Below are 21,831 nucleotides of genomic sequence, written 5' to 3'. Positions count from 1 at the left end.
AGGAATAATAGTATGCCAGATATAAGTTTAAAAATTTTATCTAACGAAATAAAAATATCAATTAATGAATTAATAAAAGAGTTATCTGATATTGGTATAATAAAAAATCCAGATAATTGCATTAATGAAACTGAAAAAAATCTTTTATTAAAACATTTAGAATCTAAAAAAAAACGTTTCTTAAATACTTTTGTTTTGCAGAGGAAAACACGTAGTACTTTAAATATCTCGACTATTGGAGGAAAAAATAAAGCGGTACAAGTAGAAATTAGAAAAAAAAGAACTTATATAAAAAATAATCAATTTGAAACTGAACCTGTATTAAATAAATTAGGAACAATTAAACCTTCAATAAAAACAACATTATCTTTAAAAAATCAAGAGAAAAAATTTTTAAAGAAAAATATCAAAAACAATGATATAGAAAAAAAACATATAAAAAATTTCGAAAAAACAGAATTAAATAAAATTGATTTTAAATCTTTAAAATTAAAGAAAATAAATAAATCTAAAATATTAAATAAAGATGAAAAAAATAAAAAATTTAAAAAAAACTTAGATTCTAGTTCTTTTGATCTAAATAATAAAAAAAGAATTAAAGAAAAAACAGAAATTTGGCATGCTTCGAAAGAAGAAAAAAAAGACTATCGTTTGACAACATTTCTAAATACTCGTCAATCTGAGGATGATGACGATCGAGAAATAGAAATAGATAAAAGAAATCATGGTCGAATTTTAAAAAATTATCGTCAAAAGAAAAATAATAAAAATTTTCATAATGGAAAAAATCATAAAGAAGAAGTTCGCATTTCTAATCGCAATAAAAAAAATAGCAAACAAAAGAATAAACCTGTTGTATTGCAACAAGTTTTTCAAAAACCTGAATCTATTATTAATAGAGATGTTATTATTAGCAATAAAATTTCTGTATCTGATTTAGCAAATAAAATGGCTATTAAAAGTTCTCACGTTATTAAAAATATGATGAACATGGGAATTGTAGGCAGTATTAATCACATTCTTGATCAGGACACAGCTCAGTTGATTGCAGAAGAAATGGGACATAAAGTTATCATACATAGAGAAAATGAATTAGAAGAATTAATCATGAAAGATCGTGATACAGGAAATAATATTTCTATTGTTAGAGCTCCAATAGTTACTATCATGGGACACGTTGATCATGGTAAAACATCATTATTAGATTACATTCGCTCAACAAAAACAGCATTTTATGAAGCTGGTGGTATCACACAAAATATTGGCGCTTATCATGTGAAGACTAATTCAGGTTCAATTACTTTTTTAGATACACCTGGACATTCCGCATTTACTGCAATGAGATCTCGCGGAGTTCAAGTCACTGATATTGTTATTTTAGTTGTAGCGGCGGATGATGGAGTCATGCCACAAACAGTTGAAGCTATTCAACATGCAAAAGAAGCTAATGTGCCTGTAATAGTAGCTATTAATAAAATTGATAAAATAGATACTGATATTAATAAAATAAGAAATGATTTAACAAAATATAATATTCTTTCAGAAGAATGGGGGGGTGAAAATATATTTGTATCTGTTTCTGCAAAAACAGGAAAAGGTATTGATAGACTATTAAATTCAATTTTACTGCAAGCAGAAATGTTAGAATTAAAAGCAGTACCTACTGGAATGGCTGAAGGTGTTGTTATAGAATCTTTTCTAGATAAAGGTCGCGGGGCAATAGCTACTGTATTAGTCAAAAAAGGAAAATTAAATAAAGGCGATATAATATTATGCGGGTTTGAATATGGTCGTGTTAAATCTTTACGAGATGCAAGCGGGAAAGAAGTTTTAAGTGCAGGACCTTCTATTCCAGTAGAAATTTTGGGCTTATCTAAAGTTCCTTTTTCAGGAGATATGGTTACTGTAGTTCGTAATGAGAAAAAAGCAAGAGAAGTAGCTTGTTATAGAAAAGAAAAATCACGTGAAATGAAATTATCAAATCAGAATAGAGCAAATTTAGAAAATATGTTTGATAACATACATAAAGATAATGTTTCTGAGTTAAAAATTATTCTTAAATCTGATGTGCAAGGTTCTTTAGAAGCTATTTCTGGAGCTTTATTGAAGCTATCGACTAATGAAGTAAAAATAAAAATAATAGGATTAGGTATCGGCGGTATTACAGAAACAGATGCTTCTTTAGCACTAGCTTCAAATGCTATTATTTTGGGATTTAATGTTCGTGCAGATTCTTCTGCTAAAAAAATAATTAATTCAGAACATCTAGATCTTCGATATTATTCAGTAATTTACAATTTACTTGATGAAGTTAAATCTTCTATGACAGGTCTTTTATCACCTGAATATAAAGAAAATATTATTGGTCTAGCTGAAGTAAGAAATATATTTAAATCTCCTAAATTTAGTTTAATTGCTGGCTGTATGGTTATGGAAGGAATAATTAAACGCAGCAATCCTATTCATATATTAAGAGATAATATAGTCATATATAAAGGTGAATTAGAGTCATTACGTCGTTTTAAAGAAGATGTAAATGAGATACGTAATGGATTAGAATGCGGGATCGGTATAAAAAATTATGATGACATACGTATTGGAGATATTATAGAAGTTTTTGAAGTAAAAGAAATTAAAAGAACTTTATAAACCATGATGTATATTTTGTATATATTTAATATGGTAAAATTTTTATGGAAAAATTATTTAATCGGTCTGTGCGTGTTGCACAAGAACTACAAAAAAAAATAGCTTTAATCATACAATATTCACTTAAAGATCCACGTATTAGCACAATAATAACAGTTTCTGATGTAAAAGTTTCCAAAGATTTATCTCATGCTCAAGTATTTGTTAGTTTTCTTCGGATGCATGATGAATTTAATATAGAAAAAAAAATAATTATCTTAAATAAATCTACTGGTTATATTCGGAAGTTATTATGTAAAAAAATGAAATTAAGAATTATTCCAAATATTATTTTTTATCATGACGATTCTTTTTTAAAAGGCAATAAAATTTCTTTTATTTTAGAAAATTTAAAAAAAAAGAATAATAAATTTTATATCAATGAAATAAAAGGACAATAGATGTTTTTTTATAAAAAACGTAATGTTCATGGACTTTTTTTGCTTGATAAACCTAAAGGTATTTCTTCTAACAATGCTTTGCAGAAAGTTAAAATGATTTTTAATGCGAAAAAAGCAGGTTATATTGGAACTTTAGATCCTTTAGCAACAGGTATGTTGCCAATTTGTTTTGGTGAATGTACGAAATTTGCAAATTATCTAACAGAATCTAACAAACGATATCATGTCATTGCTAAATTAGGTGAAAAAACATCTACATCTGATTCTGATGGAATTATAATTAAAAAGCGTCCTATTTTATTTACTTCATGCAAATTAGATTTATCTATCAGAGAATTAATTGGTACAATTGAACAAATTCCTTCAATGTATTCAGCAATTAAACATAATGGTATACCTTTATATAAATATGCACGTCGAGGATTGAAAGTTCCACGTGGTATCAGAAGAGTAACTATATACAATATATATTCTATTCATCAAGAAAAAAACTTAATTGAATTTAAAATATTTTGTTCAAAAGGAACGTATATCCGAACACTCATTGATGATTTAGGAGAAAAATTAGGTTGCGGTGCTCATGTTATTTTTTTGAGACGTTTACAGGTAGCTTCATATCTTTATTCAAAATTAGTAAAAATTTCTGATTTATATGAATTGTTGAATATGAAAAAAGTTAATGATATTAACTTTTTTAAAAATATAGATAATTTATTGATGCCAATAGATAGTCCGGTATCTTTTTTACCTAAAGTCTATCTTTCTCTTAAAGAGTCATATCATTTTAGATTAGGACAAAGAGTAAATTTTTGTTCTAATATAAAAAATAGTTTAGTTCGTGTGATAGAAAAAGAAAATAAAGAATTTCTTGGATTAGGAAAAATTAATACAGAAGAATTATTAATTCCACATCGTTTAGTTTCTATATTTTCTAATTAAGTTATTCGCTATTAAATTTAAGATGCGCATGATATTATTTTAAAATAAGATAATCAAGTTAGAAATGATTTAATGTAGTTTTAAATACAGGGAGTATCATTATATGTCTTTATCAGCAATAGATACAAAAAAAATTATTTTAAAATATGGTAAATCTGAAAATAATAGTGGAATAACAGAAGTACAAGTTGTATTGTTAACAAATCAAATTAATCATCTTCAGAAACATTTTGCTTTACATAAAAAAGATCATTGTAGTCGTAGAGGTCTTTTAAATATGGTATCAAAACGTCGTAAATTATTGGATTATTTAAAGAAAAAAAATATATCGCGTTATGCTAATCTAATTGAAGATCTAAATTTAAGACGATAAGTAATTTTTATAAAAATTAAACAATTAAAAATTTTATATTAACAAAAAACAAAAATAATTTTTTGAAAAGGGCTTTATTAGCCCTTTTTTTACAGTTTTATTTAAGTTTTTTTAGATTAAATACTAATTTTTTATTAAAAAATTAGTTTCATGTTAAGGATATTATTTTGTTAAATCCAATTATACGCAAATTTCAATATGGGCAACATACAATTACTTTAGAAACAGGTGTGATGGCGCGGCAAGCTACAGCCGCTGTTATGGCTAGCATGGATGATACAGCAGTTTTTGTAACTGTTGTTGGACAAAAGAAAATACATATAGGGCAGAAATTTTTTCCACTTACTGTTAATTATCAAGAACGTACGTATGCAGCAGGTCGTATACCTGGTGGTTTTTTTAGAAGAGAAGGACGACCTAGTGAAAATGAAATATTAACAGCTAGATTAATAGATCGACCTATTCGTCCATTATTTCCTAAAAATTTTTTCAATGAAATTCAAATAATTGCTACAGTAGTATCCGTTAATCCTCAGATTAATCCTGATATCATTTCTATTATAGGCGCGTCTGCTGCACTTAGTTTATCAGGAATTCCATTTTACGGGCCAGTAGGTGCTGCTAGAGTAGGTTATATTAATAATCAATATGTTTTAAATCCTATTAGCGATGATATGAAAAATAGTTCTTTAGATTTAGTAGTCTCAGGCACGCAAAATGCTATTCTTATGGTAGAAGCTGAGTCTAAAATACTTAGTGAGGAACAAATTCTTGGAGCTATTATATTTGGTCATCAACAACAACAAGTAGTAATTAATAATATTCGTTCTTTATCAAATGAAGCAAGCAAGTTACCTTGGGTGATCTCTTATCCAGAAACAAATAAAATTTTAGAATCGAAAATAATTAACTTGTTTGAAAAAGATATAAACAATGCTTATTTTATTTTTAACAAACAAGAAAGAATCGAAAAATTAAATAGTCTCAAGGAAGATATAATTAAATTAATTTTAGAAGAAAATTCTAATATAGAGATATTAGAAATAGAAGATATTTTTGAAAAAATCGAAAAAAAAATTGTCCGAAAACGTGTATTAACTAATCAATTACGCATTGATGGACGTGAAAAAGACATGATTCGCGCCTTAGATGTTCGAACTGGTGTTTTACCTCGAACACATGGTTCTGCTTTATTCACTAGAGGAGAAACTCAATCTTTAGTTTCAGTGACTTTAGGAACATCTCGAGATGCACAAAATTTAGATGAGCTATTAGGAGATAGAATAGATAATTTTTTATTTCATTATAATTTTCCTCCATATTCTGTTGGAGAAATAGGAATAGTAGGCTCGCCTAAAAGACGAGAAATTGGCCATGGTCGACTTGCTAAAAGAAGTCTTTTGGCAGTAATGCCTGAATTAGAAGATTTTCCTTATACTATTCGAGTAGTATCTGAAATTACTGAATCTAATGGTTCTTCTTCTATGGCCTCGGTTTGTGGTGCTTCTTTAGCACTAATGGATGCTGGAGTGCCTATACAATCTGCTGTTGCTGGGATAGCAATGGGTTTGGTTAAAGAAGGAAATCAATATGTTTTACTTTCGGATATTTTAGGAGATGAAGATCATTTAGGTGATATGGATTTTAAAGTTTCTGGTACGGAAAAAGGCATTACGGCTTTGCAAATGGACATGAAAATTGAAGGGATTACTAATGAAATTATACATGAAGCTTTAAACGAAGCGAGATCAGCTAGACTACATATTTTAAATGTTATGAATCAAGCATTAAACAAATCTAGAAAAGAAATTTCTGAATTTGCACCTCGTATTCATACTATAAAAATAAATCCTGAAAAAATAAAGGATGTTATAGGTAAAGGAGGTTCTGTCATTCGTATGCTAACTGAAGAAACTGGAACAATTATTGAAATTGAAGACGATGGAACAGTAAAAATATCATCTACTATGAAAGAAAAAGCAAAAAATGCAATCCGTAGAATCGAAGAAATTACAGCTGAAATTGAAGTTGGTCGTATTTATTCTGGAAAAGTTACTCGTATTGTTGATTTTGGAGCTTTTGTCTCTATCGGTTTAGGGAAAGAAGGTTTAGTACATATTTCACAGATTTCTGATAAAAGAGTAGACAAAGTATCTAATCATTTAAAAATCGATCAAATAATATCTGTAAAAGTTTTAGAAATAGATCGTCAAGGTCGATTAAGATTAAGTATTAAAGAGATAGAACACTCTGTTATTTCTAGTAAATCAATAAATAATACTATTATCTGATATAATTATTTTATTCAAATATTGTTTATATTTTTTTAATAAAATATAGATTTATCTCTTTTCAAATAGTACCATATAAATATAAACAATATAGACTTAATTTATTTTATTTTAAGATAATCATTATATAATATGTACACATATAATGTTTAAAAATAAACTTCAATAATTTGCTAATGTTGTTTTTATAAAATATTTTAAAAATCATTAGCAATAACTAATAAATATTATTATTGTTTCTTAAATAGTTCAATATTTTATTTTTTAGATCATTTAATTTGAGCCGGTTCACACTTTTCAATGAGAATAAATAAATATTTTCATAATGAGCTATGTAGACTGGCTGCTGTAACTTAAAAGGCATATCTACTGCATGACTCATATTGAAAGCACATTTTCTTTTCTTGGTTTAAATCCTTTTATTATTCAATCTTTAACTGAAATGGGATATGTTAAACCTTCTCCTATTCAAGCATCTTGTATTCCTTTACTTTTGGCAGGACATGATGTATTAGGAATGGCACAAACTGGAAGTGGTAAAACAGCTGCTTTTTCACTACCACTATTACATAATCTTAACATTAATTTAAAAGCTCCTCAAATATTAGTACTGGCCCCTACAAGAGAATTAGCGGTTCAGGTAGCAGAAGCATTTTCAGATTTTTCTAAACATATGATAGGGATACACGTATTACCATTATATGGTGGCCAACGATATGAACTGCAATTGCGAGCATTACGGCAAGGACCTCAAATTGTTGTAGGAACTCCAGGACGATTATTAGATCATTTGAAGAGAGGCACACTAAATCTTTCAAATTTACATGGATTAGTTTTAGATGAAGCAGACGAAATGTTACGTATGGGATTTATAGAAGATGTAGAAACAATTATGGCTCAAATCCCTAAAGAACATCAAACTGCATTGTTTTCAGCTACTATGCCAGAAGCAATTCGTCGTATTTCTAAAAGATTTATGAGAAATCCACAAGAAATTAAAATACAGTCTAATATTACTACACGCCCAGACATAAAACAAAGTTATTGGATGGTATACGGTAGGAAAACAGATGCTTTAATTCGTTTTTTAGAAGCAGAAGATTTTTCAGCTACGATTATTTTTGTTAGAACTAAAAATGCAACTTTAGAAGTTTCTGAAGCATTAGAACGTAATGGATACAACAGCGCCGCATTAAACGGAGATATGAATCAAGCATTGCGAGAACAAACTTTAGAACGATTAAAAAGTGGTAGATTAGATATTTTAATTGCTACAGATGTTGCAGCACGTGGTTTAGATGTTGATCGTATCAGTTTAGTTATCAATTATGATATCCCTATGGACTCAGAATCTTATGTTCATCGTATCGGTCGTACAGGTCGAGCAGGTCGAGCAGGTCGAGCATTGTTATTTGTTGAAAATCGTGAACGTCGTTTATTACGTAATATAGAGCGTACTATTAAACAGTCTATACCAGAAGTTCAATTACCTAAAATAGAGTTATTATGTCAAAGACGTCTTGAAAAATTTGCAAAAAAAGTACAACAGCAATTAGAAAGTCGAGACTTAGATGAATATAGCGCATTGTTAGATAAGTTATATTCTACAGATGATTTAGATATAAAAACCTTAGCAGCTGCTTTATTAAAAATGGCTCAAGGCGAACGTCCTTTAATTGTTAAACCAGATGCAATAAAACGTCAATCACGAGATTTATTCTTCAGGGACGATCGTAGACGTGAAGATAATCGAAATAGTCGACCACGTCGCGAACGTCGTGATAATAAAGATATCGAATTATATCGTATTGAAGTAGGTCGTAATGACGGAGTTGAAGTACGCCATATAGTTGGTGCAATTGCTAATGAAGGAAATATTAATAGTCGTAATATTGGCAATATAAAACTTTTTCCATCTTATTCTACAATTGAATTGCCTAAAGGTGTTTCGAAAGATTTATTACAGACTTTTTCTCGTACTAGGATTTTAAATAAACCAATTAATATTAAATTATTAAGAGATGTAAAGAGCTATGACAATAAAATCTCTAATCGTTCTGTTTTTAATAGAGATAAAAATAGTAATCGTCGTGTTTTTGAAAATAATTTAAATAAATCCAGCACATCTAAAAAAAATGAAATTAAACCATCTTTTCCCCGTCGTAGAAAAATTTAATTTTTTAATTTTATGCCGCTTTGCGGCATATTAAAAATTTTGATAAATGAATTATTTCTTATGTGCCATGACTTCAATTTCTATTTTTACATTTTTAGGTAGCGCCTGAACTTCAATACAAGATCGAGCGGGAAATACTGCATTATTATCCATAAAAAATTTAGCATAAATCTCATTAATTATATCAATTTTTTTTAAATTGGTAGTAAAAATTGTAGTTTTGACAATATTTTGAACTTGAAATCTAGCATGAAATAAAATTGATTTTATATTTTTCAACACGAGATATGTTTGTTCAGCAACATTCTCTGGTATTTGATTAGATATAACATCAATGGGTATTTGTCCGGATAATATAATAAAATTATCAATTTGAATGGCTTGTGAATAAGGTCCAATAGGTTTTGGAGCCTTGTTAGTATTGATTATATGATTCATATAGTACCAATTATGTTTTTATTAACTTGTATATTTGAACAAATATTATTGACATGATAAAACTGTATTTTTAGAAAATTCTTTTTCGCAATATTTGCATGTTAAATTCATATTTAAAAACTGATCTTTTTTTAGAATAAAACTTGAATTTATAGCATTATGATTACTGACACAATTACTATTTGGACAAATTAAAATTCTGTCAATTTTTTCAGGTAAAGCAGGAAAAACTTTTCTTATTAGATTGTATTTATGAATATAATTTACAGTAGCATGTGGCGCATAAATTGCTAATTGATTAATTTGATCATCACTGAGAAAAGTATTTTCAATTTTTATAATATCTTTTTTCCCTAATTTTTCAGAAGGTAAATTTAAGCCTATAGTAATACGTTTTTCTGTTTCAGTAAATCTAAATAAAGATAATAATTTAAATCCAATATGTGCAGGGATATGATCAATTACACTGCCAGATTTAATAGCTTCTACTTGAAGTTTATTGATTTCCATTTTTTTATAAATGTTTTTCTATTAATACTAAAGATAAAATTGCTTGACGTGCATAAATGCCATTTGCTGCTTGTTTAAAATACCAGGCATAAGGTGTATAATCAACATCACGATCTATTTCATCTATACGAGGAAGAGGATGTAATATCTTTAGATTGCTACGAGCATTTTTTAACACTTTAGTATGCAATACAAATTTTGATTTTGCGTTTGCATATTCAGTAGAATCTAACCGTTCTTTTTGAACACGAGTCATATAAAGAATATCTATTTCAGAAATTATTTCTTCAATATTTTTACATCTCTTCCAAAAAATTTCTTTTTTATCAAGCATGTTATCAATATAATGTGGCATTTTTAAAGCATCAGGTGAAATAAAATAAAATTTATTATTTTTGAATTTAGCCAGTGCTTGTGTTAATGAATGTACTGTTCTTCCATATTTAAGATCTCCGACAATAGCAATATTTAAATGGGTGAGTCTATCTTGAGTTTCTTGTATAGTAAATAGATCTAAAAGTGTTTGAGTAGGATGTTGATTTGCTCCGTCTCCTGCATTAAATACTGGTGTTTTATTAGAAAACTCTACAGCTAAACGTGCAGATCCTTCTTGAGGATGTCTAATAATAATAGCGTCTACGTAAGAACTAATTACTGAAATAGTATCTGCTAATGTTTCTCCCTTTTTTTCTAAAGAAATATTATTTCCATCAGAAAATCCTATTATTGATGCGCCTAATCGATAAATTGCAGTTTCAAACGATAAACGAGTGCGAGTTGATGCTTCAAAAAAACAACTAGCAATAATCTTATTTTTTAACAAATTAGGTTGTGGTTTTTTCTTAAGCAAAGCAGATTTATTTAAAACCAATTCTAATTCATTTCGATTAAGATCATTAATTGAAATAATGTTTTTTTTATATAGAGAATTTCTCAAATTTTATTTTCCTTGATTATTGAAGAAAAGATGATTTTCAATACTTTTCAACAGTATAAAGAAACTAAAAAAGTCTTGAGTGTCTTATTAAATTCTTACGTTATTTATTATTTTTTTAAAAGTTAATTTCTTTCAATAAACTAGATATGAGAATAGATTTTATAGTATGTAATCGATTTTCTGCTTGTTCAAAAATAATTTCTTGGTTTTTTTGAAATACATCATCTGTTATTTCCATTCCATTTTTTAAACCATTTTTCTTTAATATAGATTTACCTATTTCCGTTTTTTGATCATGTAAAGCAGGCAGGCAATGTAATACTTTTACATTTGGATTATTAGTCATATCTAACATGGAACTATTAACTTGATAAGAACTCAGTAAATTAATTCTTTTTTCCCATACTTCTTGAGATTCCCCCATAGACACCCAGACATCAGTATAGATGAAATCTACATTATTAACACCTTCATTAATTTTTTCAGTACAGATTATATTTCCCTTTTTTTTCTTGGTTTGTTTTTGGCAGAATTTGAATAGATTTTTTTCTGGCCAGTATTCTTTAGGAGCAACTAAACGAAGATCTAATCCAATCAATGATGCAGCTTCTAATAAACTATTTCCCATGTTATTATGTGTATCTCCTACATAAGCACACTTTATTTCATGAAAATTTTTTTCTGGAAAAGTTTCTTTGATAGTAAGTAGATCAGCCAGCAATTGAGTTGGATGAAATTTTTTGGTTAAACCATTCCAAACCGGTGCTTTTGAATATTCAGCAAAAATTTCTATTGTGCTATGATTGTGACCTCGATATTGAATACCATCATATAAACGTCCAAGTATTTTTGCAGTATCTTCAATTGATTCCTTTGTTCCAAGATGTGTGCTACCAGGTCCAAGATAAGTGACATGAGCTCCTTGATCAAATGCAGCTACTTCAAAAGAACATCTTGTACGAGTTGATTCTTTTTCAAAAATTAAAGCGATATTTTTTTTTTTAAGTAATTGTATTTCTTGATTATTTTTCTTATACTTTTTTAGTTTTTGAGCTAATAAAATTAGATTGTTTAATTCTAAAGAAGTAAAATCTAATAGTCTTAAAAAATCACGTTGATAAAAAGTATTCATATTAAATTCTCAGGGTTAGATAAAAATATATTTCTAATGAATTGAAATTGAAGAAAAAGAATTTTTATAGTATATAATATTTTTTATTAAACTTAAAACTATGACGATTTTTAATAAAAAAAATAATAACATTATCTATTAAAATTGATACTAAATTCGGAATAAATATTTTGATATTAAATCTAGAATACACATTATTACTTTTATAAAAATGCAGCAATTTAAAATTTTTTATATTAAATATGTGTAATTAAATCAATTAATTTTATTTAAAAAAGAGAGCATATCATGAATTTTTTTATAAAAAATTGCAAGTTAGATGAAGAAAAAGTTGATTGTATAGTACTTCCTGTTTTTGAATTATGCGAACTTTCTAACTCCGCTTTTTATTTAGATAAGTGCAGTAATGGTTACATAACTTCTTTAATCAAATTAGGTGATATTCAAGGAAAAATAGGGGATACAATGATGTTGTATAAAATCCCTAAAATTTTTGCAAAAAGAATATTGTTAGTAGGATGTGGAAAAAAAAATGAAATAGATAGATCATGTTTAAAAAAAATATTCACAAATACCATAAAAATTTTAAAAAAACTTTCTGTAAAAAATATTATTTATTCTTTTTCTGAACTAAAAATTCATGATATTAATAATATATATTGGATGATTAGATTGACAGTATTTTCTATAAAAGAATCTTTATATGAAATTATCAAGATTCACAGTAAAAATGTAAAAAATATTAATTTAGATTGCATTGTATTAAATATTTTAAGAAAAAATGATTTATCTTTAGCACAAATCGCTTTAAAACATGCGCTAGCAATCAATTGTGCAATCACATCCGCAAAAAACTTAAGTAATTTACCACCTAATATTTGCAATCCCCTATATTTATCTGAAAAATCTAAAGAACTGTCAAAAAAATATAACAGCAATATTGTTGTTGAAGTAATTGATATCAAAAAAATGAAAGAATTAGGAATGAACGCTTATGTGGCAGTAGGAGATGGCGCAAAAAATAAACCATTTATGTCTGTAATAAAATATTCTGGAAATAATACTACGAACAATAAAATAATTGCTTTTGTAGGAAAAGGCTTGACTTTTGATTCTGGAGGTATATCTATTAAACCTTCATTTAATATGCACGAAATGAAATATGATATGTGTGGTGCAGCAGCAGTATATGGAATTTTAATTATGGCCGCTGAATTACAATTGCCCTTAACAATCATAGGAATTTTATCTGGTTGCGAAAATATGCCAGGAAGCAATGCTTTTAGACCTGGAGATGTTTTAACTACTATGTCAGGTCAAACAGTCGAAATATTAAACACTGACGCCGAAGGACGTTTAGTTTTATGTGATTCATTGACATATTTAGAACGTTTCTCTCCAGATATAGTAATTGATATTGCTACATTAACTGGAGCTTGTGTTACAGCACTAGGAGAATCAGTAAGTGGACTGTTTTCTAATAATGAAGAACTTGCAAAACAGTTACATCATGCATCAAAAGAAACAGATGATAAAGTATGGTCTTTGCCTTTATTTTCAGAATATCAGAAATTATTAGATTCTAATATTGCAGATTTCTCCAATGTGGGACAAGGTAAAGCAGGTGCTATCACCGCAGCTTGTTTTCTTTCTAAGTTTACACAAAAGTATAATTGGGCACATTTAGATATTGCTGGAACTGCATGGGCGTCTAAAAGAAAAAAAGGAGCGACAGGACGTCCTGTTGAACTTTTATGTCAATTTCTGTTGAATCAATCAAAGTATATTTATTCTTAATTTTATTAAATGAAATTTTATTTTTAGTGGAAATATCATCTTATTAAAATGGCAATTTCGCCTTTTTATTTTAAAATAGCCGAGTAAAATGGAAAAAAATTATCATCCTAAACATATCGAAGAATCTTTATATAGTTTTTGGGAAAAAAATGGGTATTTCAAACCTAATAATTTAGGCAATTCAGCTTTTTGTATTATGATGCCCCCGCCTAATATTACAGGGAGTTTGCATATGGGTCATGCTTTTCAACAAACAATTATGGATATATTAGTTCGTTATCACAGAATGCAAGGAAAGAATACGTTGTGGCAAGTTGGAACAGATCATGCAGGGATAGCAACACAAATTTTAGTTGAGCGTCAGATATTTTTAGAGGAAAAAAAAACAAAAAAAGATTATGATCGAGATGATTTTATTAAAAAAATTTGGTTATGGAAAAAAAAATCTAGTAGTATTATTACGAAACAAATGCGTCGCTTAGGAATATCTGTTGATTGGGAAAATGAAAAATTTACTTTAGATCCCGATATTTCTTTTTCTGTTAGAGAGGCTTTTATTTTATTTTATAAAAATAATTTTATTTATCAAAAGAAAAGATTAGTACATTGGGATTCAAAATTAGAAACTGTCATCTCGGATTTGGAAGTCGAACACCGTTCAATACAAGGTAGAAAATGGTTTATTCGCTTTCCAATTGTTCAAAATGATATTTGTTTAAAAAATAAATTAAAATATTTAGTAGTTTCTACAACGCGACCTGAAACTTTATTAGGTGATACAGCAGTCGCTGTTAATCCTAAAGATTACAGGTATAATCAATTTATTGGACAGTCTGTTTTATGTCCGCTAACTAATAGAATAATTCCTGTTATTGGAGATAAATACGCTGATTTAAAAAAAGGAACTGGTTGTGTAAAAATTACACCGGCACATGATTTTAATGATTATCAAGTAGGATTAGATCATAAATTACCAATGATTAATATTTTTACTTTTAATGGAAAAATTAGATCTATTTCTGAAGTTTATAATCATAAAGGTGAAAGATCTAATCAATATAGTACATTTATTCCACTTCAGTTTCAAAATTTAGATATTTTGTCTGCTCGAATTAAAATTATCAAAGCGATTAAAAAATTAGGATTATTAGAGAAATTTGAAGAATGTAATATCATTGTGCCTTATAGCGATAGAAGCGGTGTTATTATTCAACCCATGCTTACAAATCAATGGTATTTAAAAACTTCAAAATTAGCTAAGGTAGCTCTAAAAGCTGTAAAAGATAAAAAAATAAAATTCATACCAGAACAATATGAAAGTATGTATACATCTTGGATGAATAATATTGAAGATTGGTGTATTTCTCGTCAATTATGGTGGGGTCACCGTATTCCAATATGGTATGATAATCAAAAAAATATCTATATTGGACACAACGAAAAAGAAATACGTCAAGAATATTCGATATCAGAAAAAATAACATTAAAACAAGAAAACGATGTTTTGGATACTTGGTTTTCATCTGGTTTATGGACTTTCTCTTCATTAGGATGGCCTAAAAAAACAAAATTATTAAAAATTTTTCATCCTACCAGTGTTTTAGTAAGTGGTTTTGATATTATTTTTTTTTGGATTGCTAGAATGATTATGTTGACAATGTATCTTGTAAAAGACAAACAGAATAATTCTGAAGTACCTTTTAAAAATGTCTATATAACAGGATTAATTCGTGATGAATATGGGGAAAAAATGTCTAAGTCAAAAGGAAATGTAATTGATCCTTTAGATATGATAGATGGAATTTCTTTAAATGAATTAATCAAAAAGAGAACAAATAATCTATTACAACCAAATTTATCCAATAAAATTATTCAACGTACTATTAAACAATTTCCTGATGGCATTAAACCCACTGGTACAGATGCATTGCGTTTTACTTTTGCTGCATTAGCGTCTAATACACGCGATATAAAATGGGATATGAATAGATTAAAGGGATATCGTAATTTTTGCAATAAACTTTGGAATGCTAGTCGTTTTGTTCTAATTAATACAAAAAATCATAATTTTTCAGAATTCAATATAAAAGATAATACGTTATTAATGAATAAGTGGATTTTAATAGAATTCAATAATACAGTGAAATCATACCGTGAATCATTAGATAACTATCGCTTTGATATTGCATCTAATATTTTATATGATTTTATTTGGAGCATATTTTGCGATTGGTATCTGGAATTTGTGAAAGTAATGATTAAAATAGGTTCTTCAAAAGAGGTATATTTTACTAAAAATGTTTTATTGTATATTCTAGAATTACTTTTAAGATTAGCTCATCCTATCATTCCTTTTATAACAGAAACAATTTGGCAACGTATGAAATTGCTTAACAATATTAAGAAAGAGACAATTATGTTGCAGTCTTTTCCAGAGTACAATCATGAATTATTTGATAAAAAGATATTACTCAACATGGATTGGATAAAAAAAATAATTGTATTTTTAAGAAATATTAGAAAAAACATGAATGTCAGTCCTACAAAATTATTACCATTATTTTTATATAAAATAACTTTTGAACAACAAATAATTATCAAAGAAAATATTTTTCTGATAAAAAAAATATCTTTTTTAGATAGTATCACAATACTTTCAAAAAAGTATGATCAGGATTTATGTATAAGAGAAATAATAAGTGGAGCTGAAATCATAATTCCTATTCTGAGATTAATCGATACAGAAGTAGAATTAAAACGATTGCTAAAAGAAGAAAAAAAAATAAAACTTAATATATCAAAAATTAAAAATAAAATATTAAATAAAGATTTTTTATCTCATGCTCCCAAAAATATAGTCACTCAAGAACAGCATAAATTATTAAAATTAGATGAAATATATATCAAATTATCTAAACAAATAAAAATGTTAAATAATATATCTCATAAAAATAGAACATAATATGCTCTATATAAATTCTTTTAAATTCATATTAATTGTGGGTATTTTAAAATGTCTTTTTTATATAATCTAGTTTCTAAAAAAGAATTAAAAAAACGTATTTTTTCTGAAGCAGAACCGCGTTTAACATTATCTTTTTATAAGTATTTTACTATTAAAAACACTCAAGAATATCGCGATCAATTTTATAAAAATCTTTATAAGTATAATGTTTTAGGAAGGATTTATATAGCGACTGAAGGTATCAATGCGCAAATTAGCGTACCAAAAAAATATTATTTTTCTTTAAAAGAATTTTTATACAATTTTGATTCAGAGCTAAATGATTTGCGTATTAATAAATCCTTAAACAATGAACAATCTTTTTGGGTTCTTTCTGTTAAAATCAGAGAAAAAATTGTGCAAGATGGAATTTTAGAGAAATTTTTTAATCCTAAAAATGTTGGAATTTACATTAAATCGAAAAAATTTAACTTGATGTTAAATGATAAAAAAACAATACTTATTGATATGAGAAACTCTTATGAATATGCTATTGGTCATTTTAAAAATGCAATAGAAATTGCAAGCTTAACTTTTCGAGAACAATTAAAAAATTTAATACCATTAATGAAACACGCAAAAAATAAAAAAATTGTTATGTATTGCACAGGTGGTATTCGTTGTGAAAAAGCTACTGCTTGGATGCTTTTCAATGGTTTTAAACATGTTTATCATTTGGAAGGAGGTATTATTGGTTATGTACATGATGCCCGAAAAAATGGATTACCTATTCTTTTTAAGGGGAAAAATTTTGTTTTTGATAATCGAATGAGTGAAAAAATTTCAGATGAAATAATATCATTTTGTAAACAGTGCGGCGAACCTTCTGATACTTATGTTAATTGCAGTTATAATTTATGTCATCTTCTTTTTATTCAATGTAAAAAATGTTCTATTAATTTTAGTCATTGCTGTTCTTTAAATTGCATGCAAAAAATATAGAAATAATATGAAAGTTTATATTTTTAGAAAATGTATTTTTTATCTAATATATTTTATATACTAAAAAAATTTTTAAATTTTAGTATTTATAATACATTTTTCTAAATTTTCCCAACATAGTATTTTTTTTTCTAATTTTTTTTCTTGTTGAGCTAACATTTTCAAGACTGGTAATTGATCTTGTAATTTTTTTTTAAAAAAATTAGGTTCGTTTATTTCTTTTTGTAACTTTTTAATATTAAGTTCAGTTTTTTCTATTGAATAAAAGACTACATTGAGCTTTTCTTTGAAATTACTTTTTATTTTTATTTTATCGTTTTTACTTAATTGTTTTTTTTGTATTTTTTCTTTTTTTAAATTATTTTTTTCTTTTTTAAAATAATTATAATTACCAAAATAGGTATTGATTAATCCGTTTTTTTCAAAATATAAACATTTATTTACTGTATTATTAATAAATGTTTCATCATGACTAACAATTATAGCGGTGCCTTTGTAATTAATAATAATTTTTTCTAATAATTCAAGAGTATCTAAGTCTAGATCATTTGTTGGTTCATCGAGAATTAAAACATTACTTGGTATTAAAAATAATCGAGCTAAAAGCAATCTATTGCATTCACCACCTGACAATGTTTTTACTAAAGATTGTAATTGATTAGGTTTAAAAAGAAAATTTTTTAGATACCCGATTATATGCTTTTCTCTTCCATTTAATATAATTTTTTCTTTTCCATAAGATATGTTTTCTAAAATAGATTTATTAGGATTTAATACAGATCTATTTTGATCAAAATATGATATTTTTAATCCCTTTCCTTTATATATTTCTCCTGTTTGCGGTTTTTTTTCACCTGTAAGAATTTTAATTAATGTACTTTTTCCACATCCATTATTACCAATTAATCCTAATTTTTCACCATTTTTAATGATCGATGAAAAATTTTTTATAACAATTTTATTATCTATCAAAAAATCTATATTTTCTATTTTAAAGACTATTTTTCCTAAATAATTTGTAGCTTGATTTATTTCAATATCATTTAATTTTTCTATTTTTTTATAATCTTCATGCTCTTTTCGTAATATTTTTAAATTTTTAACTCTTCCTTCATTACGAGTAGTTCGAGCTTTAATTCCTTTTCTAATCCATTTTTCTTCTTTTTCTAAATTTTGATCAAATATTTTTTTTTGTATATTTTCAATACGATTGCTTTCATTTTTTAGTTTTATAAAATTTTCATAATTGCCTGGCCATGATACTAATTTGCCACGATCAAGGTCTATAATACGTGTGGATATATTTTTGATAAAACTTCTGTCATGGGACACAAATAATATGCTACCTGAAAATCTTTTTAAGAATGCTTCAAGCCATTTTACTGTTTTTATATCTAAGTGATTTGTAGGCTCATCAAGTAGTAGTACATCGGGTTCTCCTATTAGCACATGACCTAAAGCGGCTTTTCTTAATAAACCACCAGATAAATGAGATAATAAAGTATTTTTATTTAATTTAATTAAATCAATTATTTTTTCTATTTTTACTGTTTCTTTTATGTTTTTTTTTTAATTGTCTTGTTTTTATTTAGTCCTAAACTAATAAAATCATATATAGAAATATCAAGATTTTTAGGATTTTCTTGTTGCAAATAAGATATTTTTAAATTTTTTTTATAGATAATACGACCATGATCTAAGTCTTGTTTTTGATTGATGACTTTTAATAAAGTAGATTTTCCAGTTCCATTTTTACCGATTAAGCAAATTCTTTCATTTTCTTGGATGTGTAATGTGCTATTTTTTAATATTTCTATTTTACCAAATGATAAATAAGCATTTTGTATATTAATTACAGACATAAATTTTCTATCCTTGAATTTATTTTAAATGTTTTATTAACCAGGAATAGTGCAAGTTTTTATTCGTAATAAAATCTTTTGATTGTGTTTTTTTAGTAATTTCTTTTGCACATAATTTTATTTTTTTTATATAATCAAAGTTAATTTTGAAATTTCGTGTAGAACTTGAAAAGACAATATCGCCATTATAACTTAAAATTCTCTTTAAATTTAACATTATATCAAAGTAATCTCTTTTTAAATCAAATGTTTTTTGCATTTTTTTAGAATTAGAAAAAGTAGGTGGGTTAATAAATATTAAATCAAATTTTTGATTAGTTTTTTTTATCCAGCTAAGACAATCAGATTGAATAAAATTATGTTGAGAACCTGTTAGATGATTAAGTAACATATTACGCATAGACCATTTTATATAAGTATTAGAGATATCTATACTAGTTGTACTATTTGCTTGTCCTAATCCGGCATAAACACTAGCAGTTCCAGTATATGAAAATAAGTTAAGAAAATTTTTCCCCTTAGCCATTTCGCCTAATAATTTTCTTATATCTCGTTTATCTGAAAACAATCCAGTATCTAAATAATCTGTTAAATTTACTAAAAATTTTGCATGATATTCTTGGACGATAATAAAATTATTACTATTAAATAATTTTTTGTACTGTGTTTTATTTTTATTTTTTTGTCTTATTTTTAATACAATATTGTTTATAGGAATAGATAATGTTTCTTTGGCATAGTAAATGGCATTGCACAATCTTTTAAATGCTTGATTATGATCTATAAGTTTTGGAGCTTTATATTCTTGAATAACTATCCATTTATGATACATGTCAATAATTATGTTGTAATTTGGTAAATCTGCGTTGTAAACACGGAAACATTCCAATTTTTTTAGATTGGCCCATTTTTTTAATTTTTTAAATTTTTTGTTCAATCTGTTTTGAAATTCGTTTCTTGTAATATGATTATTTTTTGAGAAAATTAAAAAATTTTTTTGAACGCAATTCAGAGCGCCGTTTTTAAAAAAATATTCTTCATATGATTGCATTTGTAAAAATTTTAATAAAAATTTTGATGCTGTGAATATTGATAATTTCCAATTTTTAAAATATTTTTTTAATACAATTCCTAATTGTACGTGTAAAGCTACTAATTGACTATCAGTCTGACATCTTTCTCCATATGGTGGATTGCTTAATATCATTCCTATTTGATCTTGATGGTAAATATTTTTTAAGTCATTTAAATTTTTTATTGAAAACTTGATGATTTCTAATACACCTGCATTTGATGCATTAATTTTAGCTTTTTCGATAATTTCAGGATCATAATCATATCCTATAAAATAATTTTTAAAACATTTTTTAATACCTTTTTTAAATCTTTCTTTAGCTTCTTGTACAACTGTTTGCCATAAATTTTTATTATATTTTTTCCATGATTGAAAGCCCCATTTTATTCTTTTTAATCCGGGTGCTCTATCAGAAGCTATCATTGCTGCTTCGATTAATAACGTTCCTGAACCACACATGGGATCTATCATCGCTATACTCTTGTTCCATCCTGAACTTAATACAATTGCAGTTCCTAAATTTTCTTTAATAGGAGTAATATTGTTAAATTGACGATATCCTCTCTTATTTAAAGATTCACCACTTAAGTCTAACATAATATGTAAGACATTGTTTTTTAATAAAAACAATTTTATTCGCACATCAGGTTCGATAAGACTTATGTTTGGACGAGAAGAATATTTTTTTTGGAATTGATCAACAATTGCATCTTTAGTTTTTAGTGCTCCAAATAAACTGTTACGAACAGTATTATTAGTTCCTGCAAATTTAACTAAAAAAGTATTTTTTTTATGAAAAATTTGAGTCCAATTGATATCATATACATGATTATAAAGATCATCGACATTATTTATGGTACATTGCTTTATGCACAAATAAATACGCGAAGCAATTCGACTCCACATTAAACTTTTATATAATGACAAATCATTAGATGCATAATAAATTCCTCCGTTTGTTAAATTGATATTTTGAGCTCCTAGAGATAATAGTTCTTTTTCTAATAATTTTTCAGTTCCAAAATTTGTGCTTGCAAATAAATGATTCATTTTATATTTTATCAATAATTTTTTTTACTAAGTTTGGACCATGATATACTAATCCAGAATAAATTTGTATCAAAGTAGCTCCTGACTTAATTTTTTCTTTAGCCGAATTTACAGAATTAATTCCTCCTACTCCAATAATAGGAATTTTTTTTTGTAGGTTTTTTGATAATATTGAAATTATATCAGTGCTTTTCTTTTGTAAAGGTAATCCACTCA

Annotated in this window: 16 protein-coding genes and 2 pseudogenes; 9 read left to right on the top strand and 9 right to left on the bottom strand. The window is 26.6% G+C overall.

Translation table 11 applies throughout. From position 1 onward, the window contains the following. The first annotated feature begins 12 nt into the window (after positions 1-12). The 6 genes from infB to ACTP5B_RS02900 all read left to right on the top strand — a co-directional run bounded on the left by infB (position 13) and on the right by ACTP5B_RS02900 (position 8,868). Positions 13-2,649 carry a translation initiation factor IF-2 gene (infB, locus tag ACTP5B_RS02925; RefSeq protein ID WP_464829869.1) on the top strand — a complete coding sequence of 879 codons (2,637 nt, stop codon included), beginning with the start codon at positions 13-15 and terminating at the stop codon, positions 2,647-2,649. A 44-nt stretch (positions 2,650-2,693) separates the two neighbouring features. Beyond that, on the top strand, positions 2,694-3,089 hold the full coding sequence (gene rbfA / locus ACTP5B_RS02920) for a 30S ribosome-binding factor RbfA (protein WP_464829867.1): 396 nt from the start codon (positions 2,694-2,696) through the stop codon (positions 3,087-3,089). Then, positions 3,090-4,028 (top strand): tRNA pseudouridine(55) synthase TruB, encoded by a 939-nt coding sequence (gene truB / locus ACTP5B_RS02915; protein ID WP_464829866.1) that lies wholly within the window; start codon positions 3,090-3,092, stop codon positions 4,026-4,028. Between the two features lie 103 nt (positions 4,029-4,131). Beyond that, the gene (gene rpsO, locus ACTP5B_RS02910; protein ID WP_464829864.1) at positions 4,132-4,401 is read left to right on the top strand and encodes a 30S ribosomal protein S15; all 270 of its coding nucleotides are present in this window, start codon (positions 4,132-4,134) and stop codon (positions 4,399-4,401) included. Between the two features lie 167 nt (positions 4,402-4,568). After that, positions 4,569-6,692, top strand: a complete 2,124-nt coding sequence (gene pnp / locus ACTP5B_RS02905; RefSeq protein ID WP_464829862.1) for a polyribonucleotide nucleotidyltransferase — start codon at positions 4,569-4,571, stop codon at positions 6,690-6,692. Positions 6,693-7,065: 373 nt separating this feature from the next. Then, complete coding sequence (locus ACTP5B_RS02900) at positions 7,066-8,868, top strand: DEAD/DEAH family ATP-dependent RNA helicase (protein WP_464829860.1); 1,803 nt, start codon at positions 7,066-7,068, stop codon at positions 8,866-8,868. Positions 8,869-8,919: 51 nt separating this feature from the next. Here ACTP5B_RS02900 and ACTP5B_RS02895 read toward each other — a convergent pair whose 3' ends face one another. From ACTP5B_RS02895 to argF, 4 genes are all read right to left on the bottom strand, one after another. Next, positions 8,920-9,306 carry a Rid family detoxifying hydrolase gene (locus ACTP5B_RS02895; protein ID WP_464829859.1) on the bottom strand — a complete coding sequence of 129 codons (387 nt, stop codon included), beginning with the start codon at positions 9,304-9,306 and terminating at the stop codon, positions 8,920-8,922. Positions 9,307-9,351: 45 nt separating this feature from the next. After that, on the bottom strand, positions 9,352-9,816 hold the full coding sequence (gene pyrI, locus ACTP5B_RS02890) for an aspartate carbamoyltransferase regulatory subunit (RefSeq protein ID WP_464829858.1): 465 nt from the start codon (positions 9,814-9,816) through the stop codon (positions 9,352-9,354). 4 nt (positions 9,817-9,820) lie between these two features. After that, positions 9,821-10,753, bottom strand: coding sequence for an aspartate carbamoyltransferase (pyrB, locus tag ACTP5B_RS02885; RefSeq protein WP_464829856.1), 933 nt, complete (start codon positions 10,751-10,753; stop codon positions 9,821-9,823). A 115-nt stretch (positions 10,754-10,868) separates the two neighbouring features. Then, positions 10,869-11,885: an ornithine carbamoyltransferase gene (gene argF / locus ACTP5B_RS02880; protein WP_464829854.1), complete on the bottom strand. Its 1,017-nt coding sequence runs from the start codon at positions 11,883-11,885 to the stop codon at positions 10,869-10,871. A gap of 288 nt (positions 11,886-12,173) precedes the next feature. Between argF and ACTP5B_RS02875 the strand changes: the two genes are divergently transcribed. From ACTP5B_RS02875 to trhO, 3 genes are all read left to right on the top strand, one after another. Beyond that, complete coding sequence (locus tag ACTP5B_RS02875) at positions 12,174-13,682, top strand: leucyl aminopeptidase (protein ID WP_464829852.1); 1,509 nt, start codon at positions 12,174-12,176, stop codon at positions 13,680-13,682. A gap of 88 nt (positions 13,683-13,770) precedes the next feature. Continuing rightward, positions 13,771-16,644: a valine--tRNA ligase gene (locus tag ACTP5B_RS02870; protein ID WP_464829850.1), complete on the top strand. Its 2,874-nt coding sequence runs from the start codon at positions 13,771-13,773 to the stop codon at positions 16,642-16,644. Positions 16,645-16,695: 51 nt separating this feature from the next. Then, complete coding sequence (gene trhO, locus ACTP5B_RS02865; protein ID WP_464829848.1) at positions 16,696-17,628, top strand: oxygen-dependent tRNA uridine(34) hydroxylase TrhO; 933 nt, start codon at positions 16,696-16,698, stop codon at positions 17,626-17,628. 72 nt (positions 17,629-17,700) lie between these two features. On the opposite strand, the gene ACTP5B_RS02860 is transcribed toward trhO, so the two are convergent. From ACTP5B_RS02860 to ACTP5B_RS02840, 5 genes and pseudogenes are all read right to left on the bottom strand, one after another. Continuing rightward, a complete protein-coding gene (locus tag ACTP5B_RS02860; RefSeq protein WP_464829846.1) occupies positions 17,701-19,077 on the bottom strand; it encodes an ATP-binding cassette domain-containing protein in 1,377 nt (458 codons plus the stop codon). 12 nt (positions 19,078-19,089) lie between these two features. Continuing rightward, positions 19,090-19,149 (bottom strand): annotated as a pseudogene (locus ACTP5B_RS02855) (hypothetical protein); the annotation flags it as partial. 35 nt (positions 19,150-19,184) lie between these two features. Then, positions 19,185-19,490 carry an ATP-binding cassette domain-containing protein gene (locus tag ACTP5B_RS02850; RefSeq protein ID WP_464829844.1) on the bottom strand — a complete coding sequence of 102 codons (306 nt, stop codon included), beginning with the start codon at positions 19,488-19,490 and terminating at the stop codon, positions 19,185-19,187. Between the two features lie 19 nt (positions 19,491-19,509). Next, positions 19,510-21,615: a bifunctional 23S rRNA (guanine(2069)-N(7))-methyltransferase RlmK/23S rRNA (guanine(2445)-N(2))-methyltransferase RlmL gene (gene rlmKL / locus ACTP5B_RS02845; protein ID WP_464829842.1), complete on the bottom strand. Its 2,106-nt coding sequence runs from the start codon at positions 21,613-21,615 to the stop codon at positions 19,510-19,512. A gap of 1 nt (position 21,616) precedes the next feature. After that, positions 21,617-21,831, bottom strand: a pseudogene (locus ACTP5B_RS02840) (quinone-dependent dihydroorotate dehydrogenase); the annotation flags it as partial.

This window comes from Buchnera sp. (in: enterobacteria) (genome assembly GCF_056343165.1).
The sequence above is the reverse complement of the archived record's forward strand: the minus strand, read 5'-3'. Positions and strand labels throughout refer to the sequence as shown.

Excerpts from the sequence above, each read along its gene's own strand:
- ACTP5B_RS02895 (WP_464829859.1), bottom strand. The coding sequence starts at position 9,306 with ATGAATCATATAATCAATACTAACAAGGCTCCAAAACCTATTGGACCT.
- infB (WP_464829869.1), top strand. The coding sequence starts at position 13 with ATGCCAGATATAAGTTTAAAAATTTTATCTAACGAAATAAAAATATCA.
- rlmKL (WP_464829842.1), bottom strand. The coding sequence starts at position 21,615 with ATGAATCATTTATTTGCAAGCACAAATTTTGGAACTGAAAAATTATTA.
- pyrI (WP_464829858.1), bottom strand. The coding sequence starts at position 9,816 with ATGGAAATCAATAAACTTCAAGTAGAAGCTATTAAATCTGGCAGTGTA.
- ACTP5B_RS02850 (WP_464829844.1), bottom strand. The coding sequence starts at position 19,490 with ATGTCTGTAATTAATATACAAAATGCTTATTTATCATTTGGTAAAATA.
- truB (WP_464829866.1), top strand. The coding sequence starts at position 3,090 with ATGTTTTTTTATAAAAAACGTAATGTTCATGGACTTTTTTTGCTTGAT.
- ACTP5B_RS02875 (WP_464829852.1), top strand. The coding sequence starts at position 12,174 with ATGAATTTTTTTATAAAAAATTGCAAGTTAGATGAAGAAAAAGTTGAT.
- argF (WP_464829854.1), bottom strand. The coding sequence starts at position 11,885 with ATGAATACTTTTTATCAACGTGATTTTTTAAGACTATTAGATTTTACT.
- ACTP5B_RS02870 (WP_464829850.1), top strand. The coding sequence starts at position 13,771 with ATGGAAAAAAATTATCATCCTAAACATATCGAAGAATCTTTATATAGT.
- trhO (WP_464829848.1), top strand. The coding sequence starts at position 16,696 with ATGTCTTTTTTATATAATCTAGTTTCTAAAAAAGAATTAAAAAAACGT.
- rpsO (WP_464829864.1), top strand. The coding sequence starts at position 4,132 with ATGTCTTTATCAGCAATAGATACAAAAAAAATTATTTTAAAATATGGT.
- ACTP5B_RS02900 (WP_464829860.1), top strand. The coding sequence starts at position 7,066 with ATGACTCATATTGAAAGCACATTTTCTTTTCTTGGTTTAAATCCTTTT.
- rbfA (WP_464829867.1), top strand. The coding sequence starts at position 2,694 with ATGGAAAAATTATTTAATCGGTCTGTGCGTGTTGCACAAGAACTACAA.